Consider the following 12672-nt stretch of genomic DNA (forward strand, 5'->3'; position numbering starts at 1 on the left):
GGGTCAGTCGTTGGTGTACTCGATGTAGTCGAGGATTTCGTAGCCGTCGGGGCCGAAGTGGAAGACCTCGAAGGTGGCGGCGGTGGGGTCGCCGTTGTCGTCGAAGTCGATGTTGCCGCTGGTGCCCTGGTAGTCGATGGCCTGGCCGTCGTTGATGAGGTCGCGGCAGGCGGCGAAGGTGGTGCATTCGGTGCCGTTGGGGCGGCTGACCTCGGCGATGTGCTCGACGTAGACGGTGGGGTCGGTGGATCCGGCTGATTCGGCCGCCAGGGCGATCGTGGTGACGCAGTCGAAGATGTGCGGCGCGAACTGGAAGACCTCCAGGCTGGGGTCGAACTCGCGCAGGCCTTCGTTGAACTCGGGGTTGTCGGCGCTGGGGGCGATGCCGGTGGTGCCGGTGATGGCGTCGGGCGAGGCGACCCCGATGGTTTGGCCGAGGTCGGGGTCGTTGAGACCGTCGGTGAGGTAGAACTGGCTTTCGATGCCGCTTTCGATCAGTGCGGCCATGAGCTGTGTGCCCTCCTGGAAGGAGATGAGGGCGACGGCGTCGGCTTCCGCGGTGACCGCGGAGGTGATGACGGCGCCGAAGTTGGTGGCGTCGGGGTCGTAGGTCTCGGCGAGGACGACGTTGGCGCCCAGGGCGTTGAGTTCGGCTTCGACGGCGTTGAGGTAGCCGTTGCCGTAGTCGTCGGCGCGGGCGATGAGGGCGACGTCGGCGTGGTTGTCGTCGAGGATCTTCTGGGCGAGGACGGGTCCGGCGAGCAGGTCGCTGGGTGCGGTGCGGAAGTAGTAGCCGCCGTCGTCGATGTCGGTGAGGTCGGGTGAGGTGTTGGAGCCCGAGCACTGGACGATCTGTGCGCCGGTGATGGTGTCGTAGCTGGCCTGGGTCATGGCTGAGGCGGCGGCGCCGATGACGGCGTTGACGTTGTCGGAGACGAGGTTGTTGGCTGCCTGGTTGGCCTGGGCGGCGTCGCCGGCCTCGTCGGCTTGGATGGGTGGGGGGACCTCGTTGCCGAGGATGCCGCCGGCTTTGTTGATTTCGTCGATGGCGTAGTCGACGGCGGCTATCTGGGGTGGGGCGAGGAAGGCGAGGGCACCGGTTTGGGGGTAGAGGAGGCCGTAGGTGAACGCGGTGTCGTCGTCGTTGCCCAGGTCGAGGCCTTCGCCGCAGGCGGTGAGGGTGAGGGCGAGGCTGAGGGCTGCTGCGGACAGGGTCAGGGTTTTGTGGGTCGGCATGGCGGTGGTCCGTTCGGGTGGCGGGGTGCGGCCGGTGTCCGGGGCCGTGGGGCGTTGTGCGGGGGAGGTCGGGGCTGGTTGTGGTGTGAGTGCCTGGTTCGTGCGGGGTGTCACCGTGGGAGTGGAGGGTGGCGGGTGGGGTCGCGGTGGCGTTCTGAGGGGTGGGGGCCGTTGGGGGCCTGGTGGTGTTGCTGCGGGCCGTGGAGCGGCTGTTTCGCGCGTATATACGGCTAGGCACGGCGCGCGGGTGTGCGGCCGTGCCGGTGCGGGAGCGTTCGGGGTACAGATGAGTCCGGGGGTGCGGGGTGGTGTCCCCGCACCCCCGGACGGTGCGCGTCGCTGACGTTGGCTCCTACCGGGGAACGCGTGTTCTCAGGTGGGGTGCGGCGCTAGGTGTGGTCGGCGGTTACTCGTTCGCCGAGTACTCCTCGAAGCCGAGGGTCTCGTAGCCGTCGTCGCCGAAGTGGAAGACCTCGAAGGTGGCGGCGGTGGGGTCGCCGTTGTCGTCGAAGTCGATGTTGCCGCTGGTGCCCTGGAAGTCGATGTCCTCGCCGTCGTTGATGAGGTCACGGCATTCGGCGAAGCTGAAGCACTCGGTGCCCTCGGGGCGGCTGATCTCCGGCAGGTGCTCGACGTAGTCGGAGCCGTTCACGGACCCGGCGGCCTCGGCGGCCAGAGCGATCGCGGTGACGCAGTCGAAGACCTGCGGGGCGAACTGGAAGACGTCGAGTTCCGGGGCGAAGTCACGCAGGCCGTCGTTGAACTCGGGGTTGTCCGCGCCGGGAGCGACGCCGGTGACGCCGTCGATGACGCTGGGGTCGTCCTCGTTGACGGTCTCACCGAGCTCCGGGTCGTTGAGGCCGTCGGTGATGTAGAGCTGGTCGCCCTCGATGCCGGCCTCGATGAGCTCGGCCATGACCTGGGCGCCCTCCTGGAAGGAGATCAGCGCGATCGCGTCGGGGTCTTCGCCGGTGACCGAGTTGATCACGGAGGCGAAGTTGGTGGCGTCGGGGTCGTAGCTCTCTGTGGTGACCACGTTGGCGCCCTGGGCCTCGAGCTCCTCCTCGACAGCACGGAGGTAGCCGTCGCCGTAGTCGTCGGCGCGGGCGACGATGGCGATGTCGACGTGGTTGTCGTCGATCATCTGGCGGGCCAGGACCGGGCCGGAGAGCAGGTCGCTGGGCGCGGTGCGGAAGTAGTAGCCGCCGTCGTCGATGTCGGTGAGGTCGGGTGCGGTGTTGGAGCCCGAGCACTGGACGATCTCGGCCGCGGTGATGGTGTCGTAGCTGGCCTGGGTCATGCTGGAGGCCGCGGCGCCGATGACGGCGTTGACGTCGGCCGAGACGAGGTCGTTGGCCGCCTGGTTGGCCTGGGCGGCGTCGCCGGCCTCGTCGCCTTCGACGATGGCGGGGACGTCGTTGCCGAGGATGCCGCCGGCGTCGTTGATCTCGGAGATCGCGTACTTGGCGGCTTCGATCTGGGGCGGGCCGAGGAAGGCGAGGGCACCGGTCTGGGGGTAGAGGATGCCGAAGGTGAATTCTTCGCCGGCCTCGCCGTTGCCGCCACCGCCGCCGTTGGCGCCGTTGTCTCCGTCACCGTTGCCACATGCGGTCAGCCCGAGCACGAGGGCCGCGGTTGCGGCAGTGAGTCCTAGGACCTTCTTGCTTGCCATGATCGTGGTCACTCCGTTCAACCGGCTGTTCTGCGCAGCCGTGGCGATGGTGCTGGTACGTCCTGATGCCCGCTGATGCCCGTGTTGTGTGGCATGACTTAATCAGGAGCGTTAGCGGAGCTTAATCAGGTATCGGGTGTCAGTGGAAGTCATGCGGGTGTGTTGCGGCTCAGTCGCCTTCTGCTTGTTATGAGTCTGTAGCCGTGGTGTGGCCGCTCGTTGGACGTGTCCTGACCGTGTCGGGGTGCTTGGTGGCTGGTTGTCATGGTGTGGTGCCGTGGCGTGCTGTTTTGTCCAGCGCTGGTGTCTGGGCTGGTGGGGTTAGGAGGGCTTCACTTCTGGTGGTGGTCGTGCTTACGACGACGGGCCCCGCCTCCGGTCGCGCTGGTGCGCGGGGTCCGGGGTGCGGGGCCCGTGGGGTCGGTGGAGCTGGTGTGTCTGCCGGGGCGCTGTCGTCAGGGTGCGTGCTGTTACTGGGGTGCGTCGCGCAGCATGCAGGTCAGCCGGGAGGTGCACACCTTCTTGCCGTTGTCGTCGGTGATGGTGATGTCCCAGGTGGCGAGGGTGCGGCCCAGGTGGACGGGGGTGGCTACCCCGGTGACGTGGCCTTCGGTGGCGGAGCGGTGGTGGGTCGCGTTGATCTCGATGCCCACGGCGATGCGGGCGAACTGCTGGGCGTGGATGGTGGAGCCGATGGATCCGAGGGACTCGGCGAGGACGCAGGAGGCGCCGCCGTGCAGGAGCCCGAAGGGCTGGCGGTTGCCTTCGACCGGCATGCGGCCCACGACGCGTTCGGTGGAGGCCTCGGTGATCTCGATGCCCATGGTCTGGCCCAGTCCGCCGATGAGTGCGCCGGAGTCGATGAGTTCGCGCAGTGTGTCGGCGTCTGTGGTCATGGTGGTGCCTTCCGATCCGGTCAGGTGATCCCGTATCCGGTCGAACCGACCGGGGTGGGGGTGCTGTTCCCACGGCGATGGCCTCGGGATGTCTGCTGCGCATCCTAGGATTTGTTCTGTGGTGACCAAGCGAGAGACCCCCGAACAGACATCCCCGGCCGACGGCGGGCGCCCCCGCCTGCTTCTTCTGGACGGCCACTCGATGGCCTTCCGCGCGTTCTTCGCGCTTCCGGTGGAGAAGTTCGGTACGAGTACCGGACAGTCCACCAACGCCGTCTACGGCTTCGCGTCCATGCTGGTGAAGCTGTTGCGCGATGAGGAGCCGACGCACGTCGCGGTGGCGTGGGACCTGTCGGGTCCCACCTTCCGGGACGAGGAGTACGAGGACTACAAGGGGGGCCGTTCGCAGACCCCGCCGGAGTTCCCCTCCCAGGTGCCGCTGACGCAGGACCTGATGCGGTTGATCGGGGTGACCAACCTGTCGGCGCCGGGGTTCGAGGCCGACGACGTGATCGCCACGCTCGCGCACCAGGGCGGTGCGGCCGGGATGGAGGTGCTGATCGCCTCCGGTGACCGGGACGCTTTCCAGCTGGTGACCGAGGACTGCACGGTGCTCTACCCGGGCAAGAGCCTGTCGGACCTGCGCCGGATGGACCCGGAGGCGGTCCAGGACAAGTACGGGGTGAGCCCGGAGCGGTACCGGGACCTGGCGGCGCTGGTGGGGGAGAAGGCCGACAACCTGCCGGGTGTGCCGGGGGTGGGTCCCAAGACCGCCGCCAAGTGGATCCAGAAGTTCGGTTCGCTGGAGGAGCTGGTCACCCGGGCTGACGAGGTGCCGGGTAAGGCGGGGCAGAACTTCCGCGACCACCTGGACGACGTGCTGCGCAACCAGCGGCTGAACAAGCTGGTCACCGACGTGGCGTTGGATGCGGGTGTGGCGGATCTGGCGCTGGGCGAGGCCGACCGGGCCGGGGTCGACGCCCTCTTCGACAACCTGGAGTTCGCCTCCAACCTGCGTGAGCGCCTGTACGCGGTGATCCGCTCGGGTGGGGCCGAGGCGGAGGGTGCCGGGGACGGCGAGCCCGCCGAGGGCTTCGAGGTGGACGTGACGGTCGCCGTGACCGGAGGGGTGGCGGCCTGGCTGGCCGAGCACGCAGCGGCCGAGGGACTCAGCGAGCAGGCCCCGGCGGGGCTGGCCGTGGAGGGCGTCTGGGGGCAGGGGACCGGCCGGGTGGACGCCCTGGCCGTCACCGTGCCGAGCGGGGCTTCGCTGTTCGTGGACCCCACCCAGTTGGACGCGGCCGACACCGAGGCGCTGGCGGCGTTTCTGGCGGACGCGGAGCGGCCCAAGGTGGTGCACGAGTACAAGGGCGCGCTGCTGGCCCTGGGGGCGCACGGGTGGTCGTTGGGCGGGGTGGTCAGTGACTCCGCGTTGGCGGCGTACCTGGTGCAGCCGGGGCAGCGCCGGTTCGACCTGGCGGATCTGTGCCGCAAGTACCTGGGCCGGGAGCTGGAGGAGGACACCGACGGTGCCCAGATGACCCTGGACCTGGGTGAGGAGGGCGGTAGCGGGCGCGGTCACGCCCTGGCGGTGCGGGCGGCTGCCACCCGGGACCTGGCGGGTGTGCTCGCCGCGGAGCTGGACAAGCGGGGTGGTACCCACCTGTTGCACGAGGTGGAGCTGCCGCTGGTGGACGTGCTGGCGCGGTTGGAGCGTGCGGGTATCGCCGCGGACCGTGAGTACCTGGAGGGGTTGCGGGCGGAGTTCGCCGCGGCCGCCCGGGGCGCGGTGGAGCGTGCGCACGAGATCGTGGGCCGCGAGTTCAACCTGGGTTCGCCCAAGCAGTTGCAGCAGGTGCTGTTCGAGGACCTGGAGCTGCCCAGGACCAAGAAGATCAAGTCGGGGTACACCACGGACGCGGACGCGTTGGCGTGGCTGGCGACGCAGACCGACAGCGAGCTGCCGGGGGTGCTGCTGCACCACCGGGACCAGACGAAGCTGCGGACGACCGTCGAGGGTCTGCTGAAGACGGTCGGGGACGACGGGCGGATCCACACCACGTTCAACCAGACGGTGGCGGCGACGGGGCGGCTCAGTTCGACCGACCCGAACCTGCAGAACATTCCGGTGCGCACGGACGTGGGGCGGCGGATCCGGCGGGCGTTCGTGGTCGGTGCGGGCTTCGAGGAGTTGCTCACGGCGGACTACAGCCAGATCGAGCTGCGTATCATGGCGCACCTGTCGGGTGAGAAGGCGCTGATCGACGCGTTCAACAGCGGGTACGACTTCCACGCGCAGATGGCCTCGCAGGTCTTCGGTATCGCGGTGGAGGAGGTCGACGGTGAGGCGCGTTCCAAGATCAAGGCGATGAGTTACGGGTTGGCGTACGGGCTGAGCGCGTACGGGCTGTCGCAGCAGCTGGGGATCGAGCCGGCTGAGGCGAAGAAGCTGATGGAGGACTACTTCGCGAGCTTCGGCGGGGTGCGCGACTACCTGAACGAGGTCGTGGACGAGGCCCGCAAGGTGGGGTACACCGAGACGATCCTGGGCCGGCGCCGCTACCTGCCGGACCTGACGAGCGACAACCGCCAGCGCCGGGAGATGGCCGAGCGGATGGCGTTGAACGCGCCGATCCAGGGTTCGGCGGCCGACATCATCAAGGTGGCGATGCTGCAGGTGGACGCGGCGCTGACCGAGGGCGGGTTCGCTTCCCGGGTGCTGTTGCAGGTGCACGACGAGCTCGTGGTGGAGCTCGCGCCGGGTGAGCGCGAGGCGGTCGAAAACCTCGTGACGCACGAGATGGGCTCGGCCTATGATCTGCGTGTTCCGCTGGGCGTTTCGGTCGGCAGCGGGCAGAACTGGCATGACGCCGCGCACTAGGGCGCGGCGGCGCTGACTTCGGAGGTGGGGACGGTGGCGGGGCAGGAAGAGACCACGGGAGGTCTGGCCGTGGGACCCGTGACCGTTCCCGCCGACGCGTTGACGTGGCGGTTCTCCCGGTCCTCGGGGCCGGGCGGGCAGCATGTGAACACGTCGGACACCCGGGTGTCGCTGTCGTTGGACGTGGCCTCGTGCCGGGCGCTGGGCGCCACGCGGCGTGCGCGCGCCCTGGAGCGGCTCCAGGGGCGGCTGGTGGACGGGGTGTTGACGGTGTCGGCGCAGACGCACCGGTCCCAGGTCCGTAACCGGGTCGAGGCGCGGGAGCGGCTGGCGGCGATCTTGGCGGAGGCGATCGCGCCCCCGCCGCCGGAGCGCCGCAAGACGCGGCCGAGCCGGTCGGCGAAGCGTCGTCGGCTGGAGGCCAAGCGCCGCCGCGGTGACGTGAAGAAGGCGCGTTCGCGTCCGCCGCTGGACTGACGGCCGGCGTCCCGGGGCTGCCCTGGATGAGTCTCGGTGAGTTTCGGTGGGTCGCGGGTGTGCTCCGGGTTCGCTCCGAGTGAGCTTCGGGTGTGTCCTGGTGGCGGCCGGGCCGCTTTCCGATGGCGGTCGGGCGGCTCCCGGATGGCTGTGGAACCGCCTTCCGGTGACGTTCGGGGCGCGTCTTGGTGATTTTTTCCGGACGTGTCCGACGGGTCCCCCGGGGGCAGGGTGCGGGGCGCTGCTTGCCCTGTTGGACATGGGCGGGCGCCTAGTTGATCTTCGCCACCGGGCTCCGGTAAATTGCGGCCGATATGGCCTTCGTCGGGTTGGCGGTCCGGGGTTCCGATTGACCAGGACGCCCTTGTCTCATATTCTGGCGTCAGTGTTGTGGGTTCGTGCGGGCGTCCGCTGTCTCAGTAGGGGGCAGGAGGGTTGCACCGCTTCGGTCTCCAAATCTGGACCCGGCGGCTGGCGGTCACGGACGGCTCGTTCCGTAATGTGACCCTCGCTTCTTACTTCTGGACGGCGGATCGACGGGCTCGAACCTGCAACGTGCCCATTTTCTGAACCTGTCCGTATCCGGAGTCCACCCACAAATGACGAGCAGCACCGAGGCCACCTCGACACCCCAGGTAGCGGTCAACGACATCGGGTCCGAGGAAGCCTTCCTCGCGGCGATCGACGAGACCATCAAGTACTTCAACGACGGTGACATTGTCGAGGGCACCATCGTGAAGGTCGATCGAGACGAGGTCTTGCTCGACATCGGCTACAAGACCGAGGGTGTGATCCCCTCCCGGGAACTGTCGATCAAGCACGACGTCGACCCCGGTGAGGTCGTTGCTGTCGGCGACCAGGTCGAAGCCCTCGTTCTCCAGAAGGAGGACAAGGAAGGCCGTCTGATCCTGTCCAAGAAGCGCGCTCAGTACGAGCGGGCCTGGGGCACGATCGAGAAGATCAAGGAAGAGGACGGCGTCGTCACCGGCACCGTCATCGAGGTCGTCAAGGGCGGCCTCATCCTCGACATCGGCCTGCGCGGCTTCCTGCCCGCGTCGCTGGTCGAGATGCGTCGCGTCCGCGACCTGCAGCCCTACGTCGGCCGCGAGCTCGAAGCGAAGATCATCGAGCTGGACAAGAACCGCAACAACGTGGTCCTGTCCCGTCGCGCCTGGCTGGAGCAGACCCAGTCCGAGGTTCGCCAGACGTTCCTCAACACCCTCCAGAAGGGTCAGATCCGCAAGGGCGTCGTCTCCTCGATCGTCAACTTCGGTGCCTTCGTGGACCTGGGTGGCGTCGACGGTCTGGTGCACGTCTCCGAGCTGTCCTGGAAGCACATCGACCACCCGAGCGAGGTTGTCGAGGTCGGCCAGGAGGTCACCGTCGAGGTTCTCGACGTTGACATGGAGCGCGAGCGCGTCTCCCTGTCGCTCAAGGCGACCCAGGAAGACCCGTGGCAGCAGTTCGCCCGGACCCACCAGATCGGCCAGGTCGTCCCCGGCAAGGTCACCAAGCTGGTTCCGTTCGGTGCGTTCGTCCGCGTCGAAGAGGGCATCGAGGGTCTGGTCCACATCTCCGAGCTGGCCGAGCGCCACGTCGAGGTGCCGGAGCAGGTCGTCCAGGTCGGCACCGAGATCTTCGTCAAGATCATCGACATCGACCTCGACCGCCGTCGCATCAGCCTCTCGCTGAAGCAGGCCAACGAGAGCGTCTCGCCCGACCAGGTGGACTTCGACCCCACCCTGTACGGCATGGCCGCGGACTACGACGAGCAGGGCAACTACAAGTACCCCGAGGGCTTCGACGCGGACAGCGGCGAGTGGCTCGAGGGCTTCGAGGCCCAGCGCGACGAGTGGGAGCGCAGCTACGCCGAGGCGCAGGCTCGCTTCGAGGCTCACCGCAAGCAGGTTGAGGAGGCGCTCGCGGCCGAGGCCGACGCCGCCAACGCTCCTGCTCCGGAGGAGGAAGAGGAGGACTACACCGGTGGTGCCGCGCAGAACACCGGCGGTTCGTCGTCCAGCTCCGACTCCACCAGCGGCGCGCTCGCCTCTGACGAGGCGCTGGCCGCCCTCCGCGAGAAGCTCGCGGGCGGCGAGGCCTAAAGGTCTCATCGCCGGGCTCCGGCCCGAGTGACGGTTTGTTGAAGGGCCGCCCCCACCTGGTGGGGGCGGCCCTTCGCCGTGGTACGCCCGGCATGGGCAGTTGCTTGAGGGTGAAAGTCCCTTGCGGGAGGAGATGGTGCCAACCGCGAGCCGGAGGCAACGGCGTCATCGCGAGGTGGGGTCGGAAGGAAGCCCGAGGCGAAACCCTGCACTGAGGAACACGAACCGTGTATGAGGCAGTCCGACCGGGGTGAGCCAGCCACGGATGGCGAAGCCCGTCACCGTCAAGACGGTCGGGGTGTAAACACGGCAGGCGTAGGGGGAAAGTGGCTGTTCTTATCCGGGGAGGTCTGTCTGGGTGTCGGTTTGCTGAGTTGTCGCTGCGCCGACGGGTCCGCTCGCAAGGGTGGGTCTGACCAGGCAGAAGTCAGCAGAGGCCATAGTACTGACCGGCAGGTCAGGAAGGGCTGAACGTCGAGTGGAGCAGAAGGAGGGGGCTTGCTCGGTTGGGTCGTAATGATCGCTGTAAGCCGGTCTGAGAGCCGGTCCACCGTGGGGCGGAGAGGGTGCATTCCCTCAGAGCTGCTTCATGCTGGTGCGTAGGCGGCCACGGCGCAGTTCCCAAGAGCTGGATCCATGGGTCCGGGCCTTGATGGCCGGGCCGGTCGTCGTCTGAGACGGCTTGACGAACCGCCAGGTGCGGGCCCGCATGCCTGGTGGTGTGGGAGGCGGGTCGGGTGACCCGACCCGCCTACCCGATGTACGCCCGGCATGGGCAGTTGCTTGAGGGTGAAAGTCCCTTGCGGGAGGAGATGGTGCCAACCGCGAGCCGGAGGCAACGGCGTCATCGCGAGGTGGGGTCGGAAGGAAGCCCGAGGCGAAACCCTGCACTGAGGAACACGAACCGTGTATGAGGCAGTCCGACCGGGGTGAGCCAGCCACGGATGGCGAAGCCCGTCACCGTCAAGACGGTCGGGGTGTAAACACGGCAGGCGTAGGGGAAAGTGGCTGTTCTTATCCGGGGAGGTCTGTCTGGGTGTCGGTTTGCTGAGTTGTCGCTGCGCCGACGGGTCCGCTCGCAAGGGTGGGTCTGACCAGGCAGAAGTCAGCAGAGGCCATAGTACTGACCGGCAGGTCAGGAAGGGCTGAACGTCGAGTGGAGCAGAAGGAGGGGGCTTGCTCGGTTGGGTCGTAATGATCGCTGTAAGCCGGTCTGAGAGCCGGTCCACCGTGGGGCGGAGAGGGTGCATTCCCTCAGAGCTGCTTCATGCTGGTGCGTAGGCGGCCACGGCGCAGTTCCCAAGAGCTGGATCCATGGGTCCGGGCCTTGATGGCCGGGCCGGTCGTCGTCTGAGACGGCTTGACGAACCGCCAGGTGCGGGCCCGCATGCCTGGTGGTGTGGGAGGCGGGTCGGGTGACCCGACCCGCCTACCCGATGTACGCCCGGCATGGGCAGTTGCTTGAGGGTGAAAGTCCCTTGCGGGAGGAGATGGTGCCAACCGCGAGCCGGAGGCAACGGCGTCATCGCGAGGTGGGGTCGGAAGGAAGCCCGAGGCGAAACCCTGCACTGAGGAACACGAACCGTGTATGAGGCAGTCCGACCGGGGTGAGCCAGCCACGGATGGCGAAGCCCGTCACCGTCAAGACGGTCGGGGTGTAAACACGGCAGGCGTAGGGGGAAAGTGGCTGTTCTTATCCGGGGAGGTCTGTCTGGGTGTCGGTTTGCTGAGTTGTCGCTGCGCCGACGGGTCCGCTCGCAAGGGTGGGTCTGACCAGGCAGAAGTCAGCAGAGGCCATAGTACTGACCGGCAGGTCAGGAAGGGCTGAACGTCGAGTGGAGCAGAAGGAGGGGGCTTGCTCGGTTGGGTCGTAATGATCGCTGTAAGCCGGTCTGAGAGCCGGTCCACCGTGGGGCGGAGAGGGTGCATTCCCTCAGAGCTGCTTCATGCTGGTGCGTAGGCGGCCACGGCGCAGTTCCCAAGAGCTGGATCCATGGGTCCGGGCCTTGATGGCCGGGCCGGTCGTCGTCTGAGACGGCTTGACGAACCGCCAGGTGCGGGCCCGCATGCCTGGTGGTGTGGGAGGCGGGTCGGGTGACCCGACCCGCCTACCCGATGTACGCCCGGCATGGGCAGTTGCTTGAGGGTGAAAGTCCCTTGCGGGAGGAGATGGTGCCAACCGCGAGCCGGAGGCAACGGCGTCATCGCGAGGTGGGGTCGGGAGGAAGCCCGAGGCGAAACCCTGCACTGAGGAACACGAACCGTGTATGAGGCAGTCCGACCGGGGTGAGCCAGCCACGGATGGCGAAGCCCGTCACCGTCAAGACGGTCGGGGTGTAAACACGGCAGGCGTAGGGGGAAAGTGGCTGTTCTTACCTGGGGAGGTCTGTCTGGGTGTCGGTTTGCTGAGTTGTCGCTGCGCCGACGGGTCCGCTCGCAAGGGTGGGTCTGACCAGGCAGAAGTCAGCAGAGGCCATAGTACTGACCGGCAGGTCAGGAAGGGCTGAACGTCGAGTGGAGCAGAAGGAGGGGGCTTGCTCGGTTGGGTCGTAATGATCGCTGTAAGCCGGTCTGAGAGCCGGTCCACCGTGGGGCGGAGAGGGTGCATTCCCTCAGAGCTGCTTCATGCTGGTGCGTAGGCGGCCACGGCGCAGTTCCCAAGAGCTGGATCCATGGGTCCGGGCCTTGATGGCCGGGCCGGTCGTCGTCTGAGACGGCTTGACGAACCGCCAGGTGCGGGCCCGCATGCCTGGTGGTGTGGGAGGCGGGTCGGGTGACCCGACCCGCCTACCCGATGTGCGCCCTGACACCCTAGGGTTCTTCCTGGGCCCCCGAGGGCGGGGGCCGTTTTGAGGAGACGACGTGTTCGACATCCACCCGGCCACCCCGGATGACGCCGGTGAGATCTTCACCCTGCAGCGTGCCGCCTACGTCGACGAGGCCCAGGCCTACGGAGACCCGTTCATCCTGCCGCTCACCGAAGGGCTGTCCCGGATCGAGGGGCTGCTCGCCGCCGACGAGGCCCTGGTGCTCAAGGCCGTGGCCGGGCACCGCCTGGTCGGGGCGGTGCGGGCCGGGACCACCGAGACCACCGGGGTGGTCGGCCGCCTCGTGGTCGCCCCGGACCAGCGCCGACGGGGGATCGCCCGGGCGCTGCTGACCCGGGTGGAGCGGGATCTGCGCGAACGCAGGCCCGACCTGACGGCGCTGACCCTGTTCACCGGGGCGCAGAGCCCGGAGAACCAGCGCCTGTACCGGGCGCTGGGCTACGCCGAGACCCACCGGGAACGGGTCGCCGACCACCTGGTGATGGTGCACATGCGTAAGGAGTTGGAGCAGGTGGCGAGTTCGAGCAGGTGACCGCGGGGTCGGCGTGACGTGGTCCGGCCCGGGGCTCTAGGGTTTGGC

7 protein-coding genes are annotated in these 12672 nt (G+C 68.0%); 4 read left to right on the forward strand and 3 right to left on the reverse strand.

Going from position 1 to position 12672, the window contains the following annotated elements; genetic code table 11:
• Nucleotides 1-3: 3 nt before the first annotated feature.
• The 3 genes from NE857_RS11930 to NE857_RS11940 form a co-directional block, all read right to left on the reverse strand.
• On the reverse strand, nucleotides 4-1236 hold the full coding sequence (locus NE857_RS11930; protein ID WP_254421034.1) for an ABC transporter substrate-binding protein: 1233 nt from the start codon (nucleotides 1234-1236) through the stop codon (nucleotides 4-6).
• A 406-nt stretch (nucleotides 1237-1642) separates the two neighbouring features.
• The gene (locus NE857_RS11935) at nucleotides 1643-2908 is read right to left on the reverse strand and encodes an ABC transporter substrate-binding protein (protein ID WP_254421035.1); all 1266 of its coding nucleotides are present in this window, start codon (nucleotides 2906-2908) and stop codon (nucleotides 1643-1645) included.
• Nucleotides 2909-3378: 470 nt separating this feature from the next.
• Nucleotides 3379-3804 (reverse strand): PaaI family thioesterase, encoded by a 426-nt coding sequence (locus tag NE857_RS11940; protein WP_254421036.1) that lies wholly within the window; start codon nucleotides 3802-3804, stop codon nucleotides 3379-3381.
• 118 nt (nucleotides 3805-3922) lie between these two features.
• Between NE857_RS11940 and polA the strand changes: the two genes are divergently transcribed.
• The 4 genes from polA to NE857_RS11960 all read left to right on the forward strand — a co-directional run bounded on the left by polA (nucleotide 3923) and on the right by NE857_RS11960 (nucleotide 12624).
• Nucleotides 3923-6685, forward strand: coding sequence for a DNA polymerase I (gene polA, locus NE857_RS11945; RefSeq protein ID WP_254421037.1), 2763 nt, complete (start codon nucleotides 3923-3925; stop codon nucleotides 6683-6685).
• A gap of 33 nt (nucleotides 6686-6718) precedes the next feature.
• The gene (gene arfB / locus NE857_RS11950; RefSeq protein WP_254421038.1) at nucleotides 6719-7162 is read left to right on the forward strand and encodes an alternative ribosome rescue aminoacyl-tRNA hydrolase ArfB; all 444 of its coding nucleotides are present in this window, start codon (nucleotides 6719-6721) and stop codon (nucleotides 7160-7162) included.
• Nucleotides 7163-7761: 599 nt separating this feature from the next.
• Nucleotides 7762-9264, forward strand: a complete 1503-nt coding sequence (gene rpsA, locus NE857_RS11955) for a 30S ribosomal protein S1 (protein ID WP_254421039.1) — start codon at nucleotides 7762-7764, stop codon at nucleotides 9262-9264.
• A gap of 2862 nt (nucleotides 9265-12126) precedes the next feature.
• Nucleotides 12127-12624, forward strand: coding sequence for a GNAT family N-acetyltransferase (locus NE857_RS11960; protein ID WP_254421040.1), 498 nt, complete (start codon nucleotides 12127-12129; stop codon nucleotides 12622-12624).
• Nucleotides 12625-12672 lie beyond the last annotated feature (48 nt).

It is taken from the genome of Nocardiopsis exhalans, from assembly GCF_024134545.1.
Taxonomy (GTDB): Bacteria; Actinomycetota; Actinomycetes; order Streptosporangiales; family Streptosporangiaceae; genus Nocardiopsis; species Nocardiopsis exhalans.